A 16,652-nucleotide genomic window follows, 5' to 3' on the forward strand; every position below is an offset into this window, starting at 1 on the left:
CCTTAGACGGCGGCGGCCTTGCGGCGGCGTGCCATGAAGGCCAGCAGGCCCAGGCCGCCCAGCAGCATGCCCCAGGTCGACGGTTCCGGCACGGCCGAGACCAGCGCGACGCCGTCGAGCAGCATGAATGGCGGCGCGCCCGATGGGCCGCCCTTGGCCATAAACGACAGCAATTCGCTGCTGCTGGTGACGGTAAACGTCATGCTGGCCTGCTGCCAGCCGGTGAAACCGTGGCTGGCGTTGGACAGGGAAGCGGTCTGCTGCGTGCTGCCGCCCAGCGACACATCCCAGTAGTTGATCGCGTTGGCGCCGCTGTAGCCGACTTGCTGCGCCGCACCGTAGGAAAAGCTCAGGGTGTAAGCCTGGCCGGCCACCAGGCCGCTGATCTGCTGCGAGACAGGACCGGCAAAATAATCCCAGTCGGCCGCCAGCACATTGCCGCCGGTCGGGCTCACGCCCAGGCCGTTCTGCGATGTCGCGTCGCGGCCACCGTAGGAATTCGGACCCCACAGGGCCAGCGCCGTCTGCGCGGTGGTGCTGTCGATATTGCTGCCGTTCAGGACGAAGTTGTAGCCCTTGCTGGTCCAGTCGGTCAGGTAGGTGCGGTCGGCGCGGGCGGTCGTGCCTTCGTTGATCTGCTTCGAGGTGCCATTGCTGGTCAGCTCGAAATCGCCGTTCTTGACAAGGTTGGTTTGTGCCTGTGCGGCGGTCGTGCTGATCAGGGTAGCGGCGGCCAGCGCCAGCATCACAGTAATATTGCGCATCAAAAAGCTCCAGTAGAGACAGGGGGGAGTACAGACTGTCGGCAAGCTTTTTGGCCAATGTTGGTGTCGCGGCCTTGCGGCCGGTCCTGCTAATCTTGTATATCTAAGACAACTATTATGTCTTGTTGACCAGATTATAGCAGCCTGGACCAGAAACGCGCATGCCATGTCTTGAAAACAACAATTATTTTAATGGCAATAATGATCATGTTAAGTTTTGTGTAGGCCGGCCACGCTGGCCGTGAAGAATGCGAGAATGCCTGCCACGACTATTTTTCGGAGACGGGCAAGATGATCAGGATGTTGACGGGTGTGACGGCGGGCCTGCTGTCAAGCTGGATGGCGGCCGCCGGCGTATCGGCGGCGCCAGTGCAACAGGTTGCCGAGGACCGGCTGCAGCCGGCCATCGTGCAACTGGTGGCCGGCATTTCGCCGCAGCGCATCGAAGCCCATGTGCGCAAGCTGGTCAGCTTCCAGACGCGCCATACCATGTCCGATACGGTGTCCGACACGCAGGGCATCGGCGCGGCGCGGCGCTGGATCAAGGCCGAACTCGAGCGTTGCGGCGCGCAGGCGGGCGGGCGGCTGCAGGTGGCGTTCGACAGCCATGTGACGCCGGTGTCGAAACGCATCTCGCGCCCGACCGAAATCGTCAACGTGGTGGCGACCCTGCCCGGCAGCGACCCGCAGTCGGCGCAGCGCATCTATGTGGTCAGCGGCCACTATGATTCGCGCGCCACCGACGTGATGGACGCCAGCGGCAATGCGCCGGGCGCCAACGACGATGCTTCCGGCACGGCCGCCGTGATCGAAATGGCGTGCGTGATGGCGCGCCAGCAGTTCGACGCGACGCTGGTGTTCATGACGGTGGCGGCCGAAGAGCAGGGCTTGCTGGGCTCCGGCCACTGGGCGCAGCAGGCAAAATTGAAGCAGCTTAATATCGCCGGCATGCTCAACAATGACATCATCGGCAGTTCGCGCGCCGACGACGGCACGGTCGACGGCGGCCAGGTGCGCCTGTTTGCCGAGGGCATCCCGGCGGTGAAGGAAATGAGCGACGGCGTGCGCGGCCTGGTGGCCACCGGTGGCGAAAATGATTCCATCTCGCGCCAGCTGGCGCGCCATGTAAAACAGGTGGGCGAACGCTATGTGCCGGGTTTCAAGGTCAACGTGATCCAGCGCGCCGACCGCTACCTGCGCGGTGGCGACCATATGCCGTTCCTGGCGCAAGGCTATGCGGCGCTGCGCTTTACCGAGCCGAACGAGGATTTCGCGCACCAGCACCAGGATGTGCGGGTGGAAAACGGGGTGCAGTACGGCGACCTGCCGCAATTCGTCGACTACGATTACGTGGCCAAGGTAACGCGCGTCAACGCCGCCGCGCTGGCCTCGCTGGCATTGGCGCCAGCCGCGCCGGCCCGGGTGCAGGTGCGCACGGCCAAGCTGGAAAACGCCACCACGCTGGTGTGGCAGCCGAACACGGAACCGGACCTGGCCGGCTACCGCGTGGTCTGGCGCGCCACCACGGCCGACCAGTGGCAGGGCGCGCAGGACGTCGGCAATGTCACGGAAGCGAGACTGGCGCTGTCGAAAGATAATTACTTCTTTGGCGTGCAGGCGATCGACCGCGACGGCAATGTCAGCGTGGCAAGCTACCCGACGCCGCTACGCTGATCATTTGACGGCGTCGGCCGGCAGCCTGGCCAGGAAGCTGTGGATCTGCGATACCACGGCCGCGCCTTCGCCGACGGCGGCCGCCACCCGCTTGGTCGAGCCGGCGCGCACGTCGCCGATCGCGAACACGCCCGGCACGCTGGTTTCCAGCGCGGCGCGGTCCGGCAGCTCGGCCGGCGAGATGGGCTTGTCGCCGAGCTTGCTGCATTCGGCGCGTGTAACGTCGAAGCCGGTGCGGATAAACCCCTGGGCGTCGACCGCCACGGCGCAGCCGTGCAGCCAGTCGGTATTCGGGTCGGCGCCGACGAACAGGAACACGCGGCGCACGGCGCAATCGGCTTCTTCGCCCGTTTGATTGTTGCGCCAGCGCACCTCGCTCAAGCCATCGTCGTCGCCTTCGAGCGCGATGATTTCCGTGTGCGTGTGCAAGGTGATATTCGGCGTGGCGGCGATGCGCTCGATCAGGTAAGTCGACATGCTGGCGGCCAGCCCGGCGCCACGGATCACCATATGGACTTTGGCGGCATGGCCGGACAGGAACACGGCCGCCTGGCCGGCCGAATTGCCGCCGCCCACCAGGATGATCTCTTCCTGGCGGCACAGCTTGGCTTCGATCGGCGAGGCCCAGTAATAGATGCCGCGCCCTTCATACGTTTTCAGGTTCGCCAGCGAGGGCCGGCGGTAGCGTGCGCCGCACGACAGCACCACGGTGCGGGCGCGCACGGTGACGCCATCGGACAAGGTCAGGCGCAGCGGCCAGCCGTCGCATTCGAGCCTGGCGGCATTGGCGGGAGTGGCCACTTCGACGCCGAATTTCTGTGCCTGCACATAGGCGCGCCCGGCCAGCGCGCGGCCGGAGATGCCGGTTGGAAAACCGAGGTAGTTTTCGATGCGGGCGCTGGCGCCGGCCTGGCCGCCATAGGCGCGCTGCTCGAGCGCCAGCACCGACAAGCCTTCCGAAGCCGCATACACGGCGGTGGCCAGGCCGGCCGGGCCCGCGCCCACCACCAGCACGTCGACAATCTTGTCGCCGGACAGGTCGGGCAGCATGCCCAGGCAGCGGCCCAGGTCGGCGTTGTCCGGATTCTTCATGATCTTGCCGTCCGGGCAGACCACCAGCGGCCATTCCTGCGCCGTCGGCTGGTAGCGCGTGCGCAGCGCGGCCGCGGCCGGGTCGCTGGCCGGATCGAGCACGGTGTGCGGATGGCCGTTGCTGGTCAAGAAGCTTTGCAGCTGGAACATATTCGCATTGCCGCGCGGCCCCACCAGCACCGGCCCGCCCGAGTTGGACTCGATCAGTCCCACGCGGCGCAAGATCAGCGCGCGCACGATGCGCTCGCCCATTTCCGCTTCCGCCACCAGCAGGGCGCGCAAGGATTCCGAACTGACCTCCAGCAATTCCACCGCGCCCACGGCCGCGCCGTTGACCAAGGTGGGCCGGCCCGACAGCTGCGCCACTTCGGCGATGAAGTGGCCCCGGCCCACCTCGCGCAGCAGCGTATCCTGGCCCATGACCTCATGGCGCGTGACGGCGACCCGGCCCGACAAAATGACCAGCATGCCGAAGCTGCTGTTGCCCGCCTGAAACAAGGTGTCGCCATCGGCAAAATGCCTGACCTTGCCGTAGCGCTGCAGGCGTTCGAGTTCGGCGTCGTTGAAGACCGGCGAAATCTGGTGGCTGCGGCCGCGCAGGTCGAGGGTATTGGCCTGGAGCGGATCGTCCGGCGTGGCTTCGGGAATGAATTCGGGTGCGCTGCTGTGCATGGCTGATCCGTCTGGTGGCAAGTGAATAAGCAAATAAGAAAAATAACTGATGCCGGCCAGTCTAGCGCAAGCCCGCGCCGCGTGCCAAAAGCCTGCTGTGCGGCAGCGAAAAATCGCTGTGAGCAAGCATTCATGCGGCCTGGCGCGGCGAGCGTGGATGGCGCTGCGCTGCTGGTCAGCCGCCGCCATCGGCGACACGCGGCCCTGCTTCTCATATTAGAATGGGTCTTTGTTGAATTTACGCGAAGCGACACGATGGCTTACAAGACACTTGAAGATACGATAGGCAATACTCCGCTGGTACGGCTGACACGTTTGCCGGGCGCGGATGCGCTTGCGCGCAACAACGTCATTCTCGGCAAGCTGGAAGGCAATAATCCGGCCGGCTCCGTCAAGGACCGCGCCGCCATGTCCATGCTCAAGCGTGCCGAAGAGCGCGGCCAGATCAAGCCGGGCGACACCCTGATCGAAGCGACCAGCGGCAATACCGGCATCGCGCTGGCCATGGCCGCCGCCCTGCGCGGCTACAAGATGCTGCTGCTGATGCCCGACAATCTGAGCGTCGAGCGGCGCCAGAGCATGGCCGCGTATGGCGCCGATATCTTGCTCACGCCCAAGACCGGCGGCATGGAATATGCGCGCGACCTGGCCGAGCAGATGCAGAAGGACGGCCGCGGCATCATCCTCGACCAGTTCGGCAATGAAGACAATTCGCGCGCCCACTATGAAAGCACGGGGCCGGAAATCTGGCGCGACACCGAAGGGCGGGTCACGCATTTTGTCAGCGCCATGGGCACTACCGGCACCATCATGGGCGTCTCGCGGTATCTGAAGGAACAGAATCCGGCGATCCAGGTCATCGGCGCGCAGCCGGAAGAGGGTTCGCAAATTCCCGGCATCCGCAAATGGCCGGAAGCGTATTTGCCGAAAATCTACGACAAGACGCGCGTCGACCAGATCGAATACGTGAGCCAGGGCGTGGCCGAAAGCATGGCGCGCAGCCTGGCGGCGGAAGAGGGCTTGTTCTGCGGTATTTCAGCGGCCGGCGCCTGCGAAATCGCGCTGCGCATTTCGCAAACCGTCGAGAATGCGACCATCGTGTTCGTGGTCTGCGACCGCGGCGACCGCTATCTTTCTACCGGGGTTTTTCCTGCGTAAATCAAGATGGAACTGAGGGTGGCCAGAACGGCCTGGGAAAGACGGTAACTACCCCCTCCCCATGGCGGGGAGGGAAAACCTGCGTAAGCGGCAGGATCAGCCTTGTGGCGTTTCGCCTTCTTTTGGCTTGAATTGCTTGTCGCTGATGCGGAATTTGTTGCGACGGTCACCCATCAGGTAACGCAGGTCACGAATGCTCAGATCGCTGACTTCGTGCATGCGGATCAACAGCGAAGCGCCGACCGGCAGGCGGTGGTGGCGGATTTTGCTGATGACTGGCGGCGCCACTTCGAGTGCGCGCGACAGGGCTGCGTCATTTTTCAGGCGCAGGTTTTCGATCAGGGTGTCGAGTAATCTGTTGGGGTTGTATTGCAACAGATCGTCGGAGTCCGAATCGCTGTTCATATCAATGCCGACTTGATTTGTCATGATGTTGTTTGTTCCTTCTGTAGTTGCACTGCAAAGTAAAAACACTCGGAGCTCGCTCTTGCTGCGTTCATGTTCATTCTTTACTAAAAGGAACGAATTCACACATGGTACGATCCGGGATACAGTTTTTCATAATATATACACAATTGTACAGCAGGATTTAGTTTCAGGTTAGAAAGTGTGACAATCGTGTGACACCCCTGATTTTTGTTGTCTTGCTGCAACAGCCATGTATTCTTTACCATTTACATGATAGACCAAAAATTGTACTTTGACAAAAGTTAAGTGAAAAACCATTTCCAATTTTGATGCTGTCGGATCGCTCGCGAGTTCAGCGAGCGCGATGCTGATCAGTGCACCATAAACATGTTCCTGAGCCGCTACAATCGCGCTTACGCTTTCTTACAAGTAACATTATAACTTTACACCGACTTCTGGTTAGCGAGCGCGCGCTTCGCTGACAGCCTTGCCCAGATCGACGACAGACATAGCATAGAAGTAACTTCTGTTGTACTGAGTTATAGCAAAGAAGTTATTGCTTGCCAAGCTGTACTCTGTTGCTTCTGAGCCATTTTGCAAGTCGATCAAACCGTACAACATATTCTGTGGCGGTGCCGCCACGCTGCTCACGCCGGCCTGCTGCAGCTCTGCCAGAGGGAATTTTGCTTCCAGTCCCTGGCCGAGGAATCTTTCCCAGGCGCGGTTCGGCGACACCGTCACGGGATACACGCTGGTGGCCGGATCGTCGCGTTTCCAGCCATGTTCGACCAGGAAATGGGCCACGCTGCCGATCGCGTCGGCCGTCGAGTTGCGCAGGTCGATGTGACTATCACCATCGAAGTCCACTGCATATTTCATGATGCTGCTGGGCATGAACTGGGGCAGGCCGATGGCGCCCGCATACGATCCCAGCAGTGTCAGCGGATCGATGCCGTCCTTGCGCGCGAACAGCAGCGCGTTTTCCAGTTCGCCCTTGAAGAAGGCCATGCGGGCCGTGTGGTTCGGGCTTTCGGGATAGGAAAACGCCAGCGTGGTCAGCGCGTCGAGCACGCGGAAGCGCCCCGTATTGCGGCCATACACGGTTTCCACGCCGATAATGCCGACGATGATATTGGCCGGCACGCCATAGTCGCGTTCGGCGCGCGCCAGCGCCTCGGCGTTCTCGTTCCAGAACTTCACGCCAGCATTGATGCGCACCGGTTCGATAAAGCGCGCGCTGTAGGCCTGCCAGTTCTTCGGCTTGCCCGGTGGCGCGGGTTTCATCAGCTGCACCGTGGTGTCCACGTAGCGCACCTTGCCGATCAGCACATCGAGTTCAGCGCGGTCAAAACCGTGCTTGGCGGCCATTTCGTCGAGAAAGGCGCGCACCTCGGTCCAGCTGGCGTAGTTGACGAATTCGCCTTCGAAGTCAAACTTGGCGGGCGCCTTTTTGGCGGCGGGCTTGTTGGCGTCCTGTCTGGTGCCCTGTTTCGCGGCCTTGATCGCCCGGGCACGGTCGGCGGCGGAAATCTGGCTGTTTTCCGCAGCATGCGTCATGGAGGAGCCGGCCAGCAGCAGGGACATCAAGAAAGCGGAGGTGGTCGAGGTAGTGGTAGGCAAGAAGCGTCTCATCGGCATAGTGTTAACAGGCGGCGCAAGGTGCGCCGCGCACGGGTGTGTTCGTCTGGGTTGGCATTACCATACTTCATCGCGGCATAGATAGCCAGAAAGCGCGCCATCGCGTCGTGCGCGCGCGGCGACGCCGGGCTGGCCGCCAGCCGTGCAGCATAACCGTGCGGCCCTTCGTGCGGCGCACGGCTGTGTCCGCGACGCGCCTGCTGGCGGCAAAAACGCGCATATAACTGGTCGAGCGCGGCGCCCGGATGCCGGGCCGGGCGCTGGCGCCACCAGAGCAGGGCGCCGGCCAGCGCCGCCAGCGCGGCCAGCAGGGCGCAAGCGATCGCGACCTGCCTGGCCGGCAGCGCCAGCACGGCGTCGACCATGGCGCGCTGGCGCTCGGGCGTGTAATCGAGCACCCAGCGTTGCCAGCCCTGTTCGGCCCGCTGCCAGGCATGGCCCAAGGTGTCCAGCGCCTGCCAGCTACCGGCCCGCGCCGGCACGGGCGGCAATGCCGCGTCCAGGTTGCGCTCGGTGCGCATCGGCGCCACCTGGCTGGTCGGGTCGATGCGTATCCAGCCCTGATCGGGCAGCCAGACTTCGCTCCAGGCATGGGCGTCGGACTGGCGCACCGTGACCGATCCTGCCGCGTCGTCGCGCAAGCCGCCCTGGTAGCCGGTCACCACGCGCGCGGGGATGGCCATGGCGCGCATCAGCACGACAAAGCTGCCCGCATAGTGTTCGCAAAAGCCGGCCCGGGTGCGGAACAGGAAGTCGTCGACGCCGTCCTTGCCCAGCAGCGGTGGCTGCAAGGTGTAGCGGAACGGCGCCGCGCTGAAATGGGCCAGCACGGCGGCGATCGCCGCCTGCTGCGTGGGCTGGCCGGCGCGCATTTGCCGCGCCCAGGCCAGGCTGCGCGGATTGGCGCCGGGCGGCAGCGCCAGCCATGGCTGCTTTTGTTGCGGCGTCAGCTGGGCCTGCAGCCGGTAGCGGATTTGTGAACTGGCGCGGTAGCGCACGGCGGTGGCGATGGGCTGGACGGTCAGCACTTCCAGCGCCGGCGACACCACATAGGGGTTGCCGGGCAGGCGCTCTATGCTGCGCGGCAAGTCCAGCGCAAAGATGCGCCGCTGGCCGCTGGGCAGCAGATCGACCTGGTAGTCGAGGCGTTCGCCGGCCAGCGCGATATCGATCTTGCCCTGCGTCTCGGGCGCGGCGCTGCGGGTCCAGCTGGCGCCGTCGTAGTTGCCCAGCACCACGCCGCGCCAGTACAGCGCGGTTTGCGGCGGCAGCGCAGTCGTGAAATGCGCGGTGAAGACGGGATCGTCGGACAGGGCCAGTTGCGCGATCGCGCCCGGTTGCATGCTGTCGGACAATCCCGTCGTGCCGTGCGCGCCCATGCCGGCCCCACCCCACAGCGGGTCGGCCAGGCGCGGCATCATGAAAAACAGCAGCGCCGACAGCGGCAGGGCCAGCGCCAGCATGCGGCCCAGCAGGCGCCAGCGCGCCGGCCAGCGCGGCTGTGCGGGGCCATAGTGAAACGACAGCAGGGCCGCCAGCAGCACGATCACGGTGGCCAGCATCCAGGCCGCGCTGAGCAGGCCCTGGGCATGGAAGAAATTGGCCATCAGCAAAAAAAAGCAGATGAAGACCAGCACGAAGACATCGCGCCGGCCATGCATTTCCAGCGATTTCAGCGACAGCAGCAGGGCCAGCATGGCCACGCCGGGATCGCGCCCGAGCAAGGTGCCGAAGCTGATATGCACGCCGCTGATGCCCAGCATGGCCAGCAGCATCAGCCAGCCCAGCGGCGGCTGGCGCCCACCGCGCACGGTGAGTGCGGCGCGCCACAGCAGCGGCACGGCGGCGGCCACCGACAGCCATGGCGGAAAATGCCCGGCGTGCGGCGCCAGCACCATGGCCACCGCCAGGAGCAACAGCAAGATATCGGCCCGCTCGCGCGGCATCTCACGCAGCCAGCCCATCATGGTGCTGCCTGCGGCAAGCCATGCAGCGCCAGCGCGCGCAGGCAGGCGTCCAGGTGCAACCGGCCCTGGCCTGGCGCGATCAGCATCTGCTCCAGGCGCAAGCCATATGGCAGATGCAAGCGCTCGGCCGCCAGAACCCAGGCGCACAGGCGCGACAGCCGCGCTTCCACGCCCAGTTGCGGCGGCAGGGCGGCGTAGTCGAGCAGCAAGTCGTCCTGGTACTGGCCGCCACCGATATCCTGGAATTGCTTGCTGTATAAATGGTCATCGTCGTGGCGGGCGATATGGCGCCAGGCCAGGCGCCGCAGCGGGTCGCCGCTCTGGTAGGCGGCGACGCCCGCCAGTTCCGGTTGTTGCAGGTGGGACGCAGTCATGATCATGGGCAGCGGCGGCGCCGCTTCTTCCGGGCAGGGATAGACCAGCACCCGCGCTTCCGGCTGCCAGTGGCACCAGGCGTGGAACAGGCCCAGCGGGAAGTTGCTCGACAGCCGCACGGCGGGCGCCGCCAGCCAGCCCCGTTCACGGGCAGGTACCAGCACGTTGACGCTGGCGGCGCCGCCAGCGTCCACGTCGACCAGTTCCGGCGCCGCCTGCGGCAGGGCCGCCAGCACGGCGATCGCATGGCGCGGGCGGGCGCTGCGGTTGATCAGGCGCAGCTCGAAGCGGGCCTTGCCGCCGGCGGCCACCATGGTGCCCGGCGTGGCCGACAGCGCCAGTCCGGCCAGGTTGCGGCTGGCAAACAGCATGTCGGTGATGGCGCAGGCGACGGCGAACCAGGTCAGCGCATGGCCCAGGGCCAGCTGGTAATTGACGGCTGCGATCCACAGCGCCAGCAGCAGCAAGGCGAACGCCAGGCCGGCGCGCGAGGGCCGGATATGCACGCGGTGCGCGCCCAGCCAGGGGCGCGCGGGCAGCAGGGAGGCGCGCCGCATGGCTCAGGCAGGCGTGGCCAGCAGCAATTGCCGCAGCAGCGCAGCGCTGCTCTGGCCGCCTTGCCGTGGACGCAGCCGGTGCGCGCAGACCGGCAGCAACACGGCCTGCACATCGTCGGGCGTGACGTGGTCGCGTCCGGCCAGCGCGGCCCAGGCGCGCGCTGCCTGCAGCAGGGCCAGCGCGGCGCGCGGGCTCAGGCCTTCGGCAAACAGCTCGCCGCCGCGGGTGGCGTGCACCAGCGCCAGCACATAGTCGGCCAGCACGCCGGCGACGTGAAGTTGCCGCAGCGCCGCCTGCATTGCCAGCAATTGCCCCGCCTGCAGCACGGGCGCCAGTGTTTGCAGCATGGCGCGCCGGTCCAGTCCCAGCAGCAGCGCCCGCTCGGCGGCCGGGTCCGGGTAGCCGAGGGTGATGCACATCAGAAAACGGTCCAGCTGCGATTCGGGCAGCGGAAAGGTGCCGGCCTGGTGCTGGCAGTTCTGCGTGGCGATCACGAAGAACGGTTGCGGCAGCGCATGGGTGACGCCGTCCAGGCTGACCTGCCGCTCCTCCATCGCTTCGAGCAGGCCCGACTGCGTCTTTGGCGTGGCGCGGTTGATCTCGTCGGCCAGCAGCACTTGCGTAAACAGCGGGCCGGGGTGGAACACGAAGCTGGCGCTGGCGCGGTCGTAGACCGACATGCCGGCCACGTCGGCCGGCAGCAGGTCGCTGGTAAATTGCTGGCGCTTCCATTGCAGCCCCAGCGACATGGCCAGCGCCTGGGCCAGCGTGGTCTTGCCCACGCCGGGCACATCCTCGATCAGCAGATGGCCGCCGGCCAGCAGGCAGGCCAGGGCCTGGCGTATCTGCACATCCTTGCCGACGATCACCTCGCCGACCTGGCGCGCGGCCTGGTGTAATGTTGAAAACATGGAACCCTTGTCGTCGTACTGGCAATTATTTAATGTGCAATCGCTAGCGCCGGTCAAATCCTGCGCCTGCCACCGCGCCCGCGGGCAGCGTGTCCGTGGTAGATTATGCGATGGAGACCATGACGGCGCGGGCCAGCCTGTGATTTTACCTGCGTGGACAGAGACAAAGCGAACAAGTACAAAGAATGAGCACAGCTATTTATACCCATCCCGATTGCCAGCGCCATGAAATGGGCGACTGGCATCCCGAATCACCGGCCCGTTTGCAGGCCATCAGCGACCAGCTGATCCTGGCCCATATCAGCGACCTGGTCGAACACCGCACGGGCGCCTGCGCGCAGCTGTCCGATATCGAACGCAACCACAGCGCGACGGCCATCGGCCTGGTGCGCGACAATGTGCCGCCAGCGGGCGACTACTATCCGCTCGACGGCGATACCCTGCTCAACGCGCACAGCTACCAGGCGGCGCTGGCGGCGGCCGGTTCCGCCATTTCCGCCACCGACGCCGTGATCGATGGCGAGATCGCCAATGCGTTCTGCGCCATCCGTCCGCCCGGCCACCATGCGCGGCCCAGCGAACCGATGGGTTTCTGCCTGTTCAACAATATCGCCATCGCCGCCAAGCATGCGCTCGACGTGCGCGGGCTGGAGCGGGTCGCCATCGTCGACTTCGACGTGCACCATGGCAATGGCACGGCCGAATCGGTGGCGCACGATCCGCGCATCCTGATGGTCAGTTTTTTCCAGCACCCGTTTTATCCCTACAGCGATGTCGAGTCCTACACCGACACGCGGGTCAACGTGCCGGTGCCGGCCCGCTCGAAAGGCGACGTGGTGCGCCAGCTGGTGCTGGACCACTGGCTGCCGGCGCTGCACCGCCAGCGGCCGCAGATGGTGTTCATTTCCGCCGGTTTCGACGCCCACCGCGAAGACGACGTGGGCGGCATGGGCCTGGTCGAGGCGGATTACAGCTGGCTGACGCAGCAGATGATGGCGGTGGCCAAGCAGTATGGCGAAGGGCGCATCGTCAGTTGCCTGGAGGGCGGCTACAACCTGTCGTCGCTGGGGCGCAGCGTGGCGGCCCATGTCAAGGCGCTGGCGGAGCTTTAAAAGATGGACAGGCGGGTGCTGGTATTCAGGTGGCGGTGGGTCTGGAAATCGCAGGCGTCGCCGGCCATGAAGGCGCGCCAGGCCTGCGAGTAGACGGCGGCCGACTTGTCGGCGTCGAAGCTGTCCAGGTGCAGCATGTCGCGGTGGTGCTTGATTTCATTGACCAGCTGGTCGTACAGCGCCTGCAGGCCGGCCGTATCGGCGCTCTGGCGTTTCAAACGCTCTTCCAGCGCGGCGACATGCAATGGCGATTGCCGGCCCGTGTCTTCCCTCATCATGATGCTCATACCCTTCGCTTGCTTCAATATACTATTGTTAAATTGAAACAATTACCTTTCATTCAAGAGGCGATATTAAAACACATTTTTATTGCTAAAAGTAAATATTAAAATCCTTTCGGCAATATTTACATGGTTTTAAGCGCTGGCGTGGCGGCATGTTCTTCGTCGGCGTAGCTGAAGGTCAGCAAGGTATCGTCATTCCAGCTGCTGTCGTGCAGCGGCGGCGTGTAGCGGTTGCGGTCGTCGCTCAAGGGCAGGCGCACGCTGCGTTCGCCCGAGCGCAGCAGTACCCCGGCCAGGGTGCGGCCGGCCGGATACGGCACGCTGATCATGGCCGAATGGCAGGGGCCGCCGGCCAGCTTGAACAGGTTGCGGCGCATGAACGGCAGGGCGTCCTGCTCCACCGCCCAGCGCACCTCGCATTCCAGGCGCAAGTCGCCCAGGCGGCGCACATTGGCCGGCAGGCCCGGCGTGACGATGCTGGGGCGCCAGCGCACCGAGCTGCGCTTCCTGTTGCTGACCAGGTCGGCGTTCGCGTCAAACGCCGTCTTGTCACGCGCCAGGGCGAACGTGCCGTCGTTGGCCAGCGGAATCGCGATCGACAGATTGTCCGCTTCCAGGCGCAGGGTGGCGCCCGTCATCGAGACGGCGGGCGTGGCGGCCAGCAGCTTGAAGCGCAGCGGCGCGGTGGGCGCCAGGCGTTGATGATCGGCATACGCGTCGAGTCCCTTGAGCATGGTGCGATACGGCTGCAGGTCGGGGTCCGCCGTGCCGCGCACGTCGACGATCTGTTCGGCGTGGCTGTCCAGCGGCGCGCCGGCGTCTTGCGCCTGGGCGGGTGACAGGCAGCAGGCCAGCAGGGCAAGCAGGGACAGGCGGGCAAATGGCATGGGGCGGTCGGGGTCGGGGACGGTGGGCGCAGGCGCAGGAGCGCGGATGTTAGCATCATGGTTAGCATGGAATTATCACCAATTGTCTCGTTCAGCGACGAACGGCGTGCGTCGGCGCCGGTAAACAGGACGCTGCGCCGTCAACCACGTAAAATAGCGGATTGACTGAACGATTTTGAAGGCAAGAGCATGGCGATACAATGGTACCCAGGACATATGAACGCGGCCCGCAAGAAAGCGGCCGAGACCATGGAAAACACCGACCTGGTGATTGAAGTGGTCGACGCGCGCCTGCCGGCAGCCAGCTGCAATCCCATGGTGGACGAGCTGCGCCTGTTCCGCCAGCGCCCCTGCCTGAAGATCCTCAACAAGACCGACCTGGCCGACCCGGCCGCGACCGCCGCCTGGGTGGCGTACTTCAATGCCCAGGAAGGCGTGACCGCGTATGCGATGACGACCAAGAAACCGGGCGACGTGGCGCGCATCCCTGAATTGGCCAAGTCGCTGGCGCCGCACCGTGGCGTACCGACGAAGCCGCTGCGCATCATGATCATGGGCATCCCCAACGTGGGCAAGTCGACCCTGATGAATGCGCTGCTGAAAAAGCGCGTGGCGAAAGTGGGCGACGAGCCGGCCGTGACGAAAATGCAGCAAAAGCTGTACCTCGACAAGAACACCATCCTGGTCGACACACCGGGCATGCTGTGGCCGAAGATCGCCATCCCCAGCGACGGCCTGATGCTGGCGGCCAGCCATGCGATCGGCTCGAATGCGCTGATCGAGGAAGAAGTGGCCGTGTTCCTGGCCGAGGAATTGCTCAAGCGCTATCCTGACCTGCTGGCGACCCGCTACGGCACCAAGATCGGCGAAGTGGACGCCATCGCCGTGGTCGAAGGCATTGCCGCCAAGCGCGGCTTCCGCATCAAGGGTGGCGACTACGATTTCGAGAAAGCCTCGCACACCTTGCTGCTGGACTACCGCAGCGGCATCCTGGGACGCATCTCGCTGGAAACACCGGACACGCGCGCGGCGCTGCTGGCACAGCATGCGGCCGAGATGGCGGAAAAAGCCGCGGTTGCGGCGGCGATCGCGGCTGAAAAGGCGAAAAATGCGGCGCGCGGCAAGCGCGGAACGTAATCTGCCGTTGAAGTAAAAAAGCGCCGCGAACATTGCATGTCGCGGCGCTTTTTTTGGCTATGTCATCGAAAGCAGTGGGAACGCCAAGCCGTTGCCGAGGTCTAACTGATCAGGTATTTCCTTCCCGGAGCCGATCGTGGACACAGCCCAGTGGCAGATCTTCACCCAACAATTTTCACAACTATCGCATCGCCAGCGTATTGCCAGCAGCAGCTTGTTGCGCAGCGGCGCGTCGCAGGATCCGGCTGTTGCCCTGATTGAGCAGACAGCACAAGCGCAACTGCATTGCCCCGCCTGCCGATCGACCCATTTCCACCGCCACGGCCAGGCCCACGGCCTGCAACGCTATCGCTGTGTTCCTTGTGGCAAAACGTTCAACGCCTTGACGGGCACGCCGCTGGCACATTTGCACCACAAGGAGCGATGGCTGTCCTATGCGGATTGTTTGCTGAATTCGTTTTCGGTGCGCAAGGCCGCCGCGCAAGTGACTATTCATCGCAACACCAGCTTTCGCTGGCGCCATCGTTTTCTCGCGCTCGCCAGGACCGACCGGCCACGCTGCCTGCACGGCATTACCGAGGCCGACGAAATATATGTGCTGGAGTCGCAGAAGGGTTCACGGCATCTGACGCGACCGGCACGCAAGCGAGGTGGGGCTGCCCGCAAGCGCGGCATTTCGGATGAGCAAGTGTGCATCCTGGTGGCGCGTGACCGCACCGGGCAAACCGTCGATTTTGTTACGGGCCTGGGCCAGCTGACCAAGGCCAGGCTGCACGCCTGCCTGCCGCCGGTGATCGACCGCGACATTTTGTTGGTCAGCGATGGCCATCCGGCCTATCCCGTGTTTGCCAGGGAGATCGGCATCCAGCATGAAGCCGTCAACTTGCGGGCCGGCATCCGTGTGCGCGGCACGGTGCACGTGCAGAATGTCAACGCGTATCACAGCCGGCTGCGTGGCTGGCTGCGCCCCTTTCATGGGGTCGCGACGCGCTATCTGCCCAACTACCTGGGCTGGCGCTGGATACTGGACGCCAGGAGAATTTTGTCCCCCGAAAGCTTGCTCAGGGCCACTTTGGGGACATTCCCACATTTAATGGTGACATAGCCCTTTTTTTATGCGGCGGCGGCGCCAAACCTGAAACTGCTCACCGCCAGCGCGCCAAAAAAATCATCCTCGTGGTACACCACCTGCGCCGCCTCCTGCTCGGCCGCGCCCAGCGCCACCATCAGGGGCAGCAGATGGTCTTCGCGCGGATGGGCCTGGCGTGCGCCCGGTGCCTGGTCCCAGGCCAGCAGCTGCGCCAGGCGCTCGGCCGGCGGCAGGGCCATGGCGTGGCGCAGCCAGGCGTCGAACTGGTGCGAGGCGACGGCGCCGGGCTGGCCGAACTGGCGCAGGTTATGGTAGGACAGACCACTGCCCAGTATCAGCACGCCCTGCCGGCGCAGGCTGGCCAAGGCGCGGCCCACCTCGACGTGGGTCAGCGCATCGTAGCCGTGCTTCAGCGACAGTTGCACCAGCGGCATGTCGGCCTGCGGGTAGATCGGGAACAGGGCGCTGAAAGTGCCGTGGTCAAAACCCCGTTCATGGTCGAGGCGGGCAGGGTGGCCGGCCGCGTCGAGCAGGGTTTTCACGTGTGCCGCCAGCTCGGGCGCGCCGGGCGCCGGATACCGGATCTGATAGGTGTGCGGCGGAAAACCCGAGTAATCGTAGATCATGCCGGGCTGCGGGCTGGCCGAGACCAGGAATTGCGGCCCTTCCCAGTGGGCCGTCACCACCAGCACGGCTTTGGGGCGCGCGCCGATCTGGCGCGGAATATCCTGCAGCGAGGCTTCGAGCACATCGTAGCGGCCGCCGAACTGGTCTTTCATGAACGGCCACGGGCCGCCGCCGTGCGACAGGAAATAGGTAGGGAAGGCAGGGCTGGACATGGCGGCTCCGATGGTGGATGGCTGGGAATGCTCCTACTATAGTCATGCGCCACAAGTTGATCAAGACGCCAAATATTGATATATCA

At 64.5% G+C, this 16,652-nt stretch carries 15 protein-coding genes; 5 read left to right on the forward strand and 10 right to left on the reverse strand.

The features are described 5' to 3' along the window. Positions 1-2: 2 nt before the first annotated feature. Positions 3-764 (reverse strand): PEP-CTERM sorting domain-containing protein, encoded by a 762-nt coding sequence (locus tag ACP7B7_RS08795; RefSeq protein ID WP_308922566.1) that lies wholly within the window; start codon positions 762-764, stop codon positions 3-5. A gap of 291 nt (positions 765-1,055) precedes the next feature. Here ACP7B7_RS08795 and ACP7B7_RS08800 point away from each other — a divergent pair, with 291 nt between their 5' ends. After that, the gene (locus ACP7B7_RS08800) at positions 1,056-2,438 is read left to right on the forward strand and encodes a M20/M25/M40 family metallo-hydrolase (RefSeq protein ID WP_426076422.1); all 1,383 of its coding nucleotides are present in this window, start codon (positions 1,056-1,058) and stop codon (positions 2,436-2,438) included. On the opposite strand, the gene ACP7B7_RS08805 is transcribed toward ACP7B7_RS08800, so the two are convergent. Further along, positions 2,439-4,202: an FAD-dependent oxidoreductase gene (locus tag ACP7B7_RS08805; RefSeq protein WP_308922565.1), complete on the reverse strand. Its 1,764-nt coding sequence runs from the start codon at positions 4,200-4,202 to the stop codon at positions 2,439-2,441. Positions 4,203-4,457: 255 nt separating this feature from the next. On the opposite strand from ACP7B7_RS08805, the gene cysM reads away from it, so the two are divergent. After that, entirely contained in the window at positions 4,458-5,360 is a 903-nt protein-coding gene (cysM, locus tag ACP7B7_RS08810) for a cysteine synthase CysM (protein WP_426076423.1), read from the forward strand. 96 nt (positions 5,361-5,456) lie between these two features. Here the strand turns inward: cysM and ACP7B7_RS08815 are convergent, their stop codons facing one another. The 5 genes from ACP7B7_RS08815 to ACP7B7_RS08835 all read right to left on the reverse strand — a co-directional run bounded on the left by ACP7B7_RS08815 (position 5,457) and on the right by ACP7B7_RS08835 (position 11,217). Then, on the reverse strand, positions 5,457-5,789 hold the full coding sequence (locus ACP7B7_RS08815; protein ID WP_034751784.1) for a hypothetical protein: 333 nt from the start codon (positions 5,787-5,789) through the stop codon (positions 5,457-5,459). A 438-nt stretch (positions 5,790-6,227) separates the two neighbouring features. After that, positions 6,228-7,400 (reverse strand): lytic murein transglycosylase B, encoded by a 1,173-nt coding sequence (gene mltB / locus ACP7B7_RS08820; protein WP_426076424.1) that lies wholly within the window; start codon positions 7,398-7,400, stop codon positions 6,228-6,230. Next, the gene (locus tag ACP7B7_RS08825) at positions 7,397-9,373 is read right to left on the reverse strand and encodes a transglutaminase TgpA family protein (protein WP_426076425.1); all 1,977 of its coding nucleotides are present in this window, start codon (positions 9,371-9,373) and stop codon (positions 7,397-7,399) included. The genes mltB and ACP7B7_RS08825 overlap by 4 nt, the downstream gene beginning before the upstream one ends. Beyond that, the gene (locus ACP7B7_RS08830) at positions 9,370-10,305 is read right to left on the reverse strand and encodes a DUF58 domain-containing protein (protein WP_426076426.1); all 936 of its coding nucleotides are present in this window, start codon (positions 10,303-10,305) and stop codon (positions 9,370-9,372) included. The genes ACP7B7_RS08825 and ACP7B7_RS08830 overlap by 4 nt, the downstream gene beginning before the upstream one ends. Positions 10,306-10,308: 3 nt before the next feature. Then, the gene (locus tag ACP7B7_RS08835; protein ID WP_426076427.1) at positions 10,309-11,217 is read right to left on the reverse strand and encodes an AAA family ATPase; all 909 of its coding nucleotides are present in this window, start codon (positions 11,215-11,217) and stop codon (positions 10,309-10,311) included. A 185-nt stretch (positions 11,218-11,402) separates the two neighbouring features. Here ACP7B7_RS08835 and ACP7B7_RS08840 point away from each other — a divergent pair, with 185 nt between their 5' ends. Continuing rightward, positions 11,403-12,329, forward strand: a complete 927-nt coding sequence (locus ACP7B7_RS08840; RefSeq protein ID WP_426076428.1) for a histone deacetylase family protein — start codon at positions 11,403-11,405, stop codon at positions 12,327-12,329. On the opposite strand, the gene ACP7B7_RS08845 is transcribed toward ACP7B7_RS08840, so the two are convergent. Beyond that, positions 12,326-12,616 (reverse strand): hypothetical protein, encoded by a 291-nt coding sequence (locus ACP7B7_RS08845; protein ID WP_308922558.1) that lies wholly within the window; start codon positions 12,614-12,616, stop codon positions 12,326-12,328. The genes ACP7B7_RS08840 and ACP7B7_RS08845 overlap by 4 nt on opposite strands. A 119-nt stretch (positions 12,617-12,735) precedes the next feature. Next, on the reverse strand, positions 12,736-13,500 hold the full coding sequence (locus ACP7B7_RS08850) for a hypothetical protein (protein WP_426076429.1): 765 nt from the start codon (positions 13,498-13,500) through the stop codon (positions 12,736-12,738). Between the two features lie 189 nt (positions 13,501-13,689). Here ACP7B7_RS08850 and ylqF point away from each other — a divergent pair, with 189 nt between their 5' ends. Together ylqF and ACP7B7_RS08860 are read left to right on the forward strand one after the other, a co-directional pair. Continuing rightward, positions 13,690-14,637, forward strand: coding sequence for a ribosome biogenesis GTPase YlqF (ylqF, locus tag ACP7B7_RS08855; protein ID WP_426076430.1), 948 nt, complete (start codon positions 13,690-13,692; stop codon positions 14,635-14,637). Between the two features lie 136 nt (positions 14,638-14,773). Further along, positions 14,774-15,742, forward strand: coding sequence for an IS1595 family transposase (locus tag ACP7B7_RS08860; RefSeq protein ID WP_426076431.1), 969 nt, complete (start codon positions 14,774-14,776; stop codon positions 15,740-15,742). Positions 15,743-15,750: 8 nt separating this feature from the next. On the opposite strand, the gene ACP7B7_RS08865 is transcribed toward ACP7B7_RS08860, so the two are convergent. Continuing rightward, entirely contained in the window at positions 15,751-16,566 is an 816-nt protein-coding gene (locus tag ACP7B7_RS08865; RefSeq protein WP_426076432.1) for a DODA-type extradiol aromatic ring-opening family dioxygenase, read from the reverse strand. Positions 16,567-16,652 lie beyond the last annotated feature (86 nt).

Source organism: Janthinobacterium sp. PSPC3-1, assembly GCF_049896105.1.
Lineage (GTDB): Bacteria > Pseudomonadota > Gammaproteobacteria > Burkholderiales > Burkholderiaceae_D > Janthinobacterium.

Bases quoted from the DNA above. Each gene is read 5' to 3' on its own strand.
- ACP7B7_RS08795 (WP_308922566.1), bottom strand. From the start codon at position 764: ATGCGCAATATTACTGTGATGCTGGCGCTGGCCGCCGCTACCCTGATC.
- ACP7B7_RS08800 (WP_426076422.1), top strand. From the start codon at position 1,056: ATGATCAGGATGTTGACGGGTGTGACGGCGGGCCTGCTGTCAAGCTGG.
- ACP7B7_RS08805 (WP_308922565.1), bottom strand. From the start codon at position 4,202: ATGCACAGCAGCGCACCCGAATTCATTCCCGAAGCCACGCCGGACGAT.
- cysM (WP_426076423.1), top strand. From the start codon at position 4,458: ATGGCTTACAAGACACTTGAAGATACGATAGGCAATACTCCGCTGGTA.
- ACP7B7_RS08815 (WP_034751784.1), bottom strand. From the start codon at position 5,789: ATGACAAATCAAGTCGGCATTGATATGAACAGCGATTCGGACTCCGAC.
- mltB (WP_426076424.1), bottom strand. From the start codon at position 7,400: ATGAGACGCTTCTTGCCTACCACTACCTCGACCACCTCCGCTTTCTTG.
- ACP7B7_RS08825 (WP_426076425.1), bottom strand. From the start codon at position 9,373: ATGATGGGCTGGCTGCGTGAGATGCCGCGCGAGCGGGCCGATATCTTG.
- ACP7B7_RS08830 (WP_426076426.1), bottom strand. From the start codon at position 10,305: ATGCGGCGCGCCTCCCTGCTGCCCGCGCGCCCCTGGCTGGGCGCGCAC.
- ACP7B7_RS08835 (WP_426076427.1), bottom strand. From the start codon at position 11,217: ATGTTTTCAACATTACACCAGGCCGCGCGCCAGGTCGGCGAGGTGATC.
- ACP7B7_RS08840 (WP_426076428.1), top strand. From the start codon at position 11,403: ATGAGCACAGCTATTTATACCCATCCCGATTGCCAGCGCCATGAAATG.
- ACP7B7_RS08845 (WP_308922558.1), bottom strand. From the start codon at position 12,616: ATGAGCATCATGATGAGGGAAGACACGGGCCGGCAATCGCCATTGCAT.
- ACP7B7_RS08850 (WP_426076429.1), bottom strand. From the start codon at position 13,500: ATGCCATTTGCCCGCCTGTCCCTGCTTGCCCTGCTGGCCTGCTGCCTG.
- ylqF (WP_426076430.1), top strand. From the start codon at position 13,690: ATGGCGATACAATGGTACCCAGGACATATGAACGCGGCCCGCAAGAAA.
- ACP7B7_RS08865 (WP_426076432.1), bottom strand. From the start codon at position 16,566: ATGTCCAGCCCTGCCTTCCCTACCTATTTCCTGTCGCACGGCGGCGGC.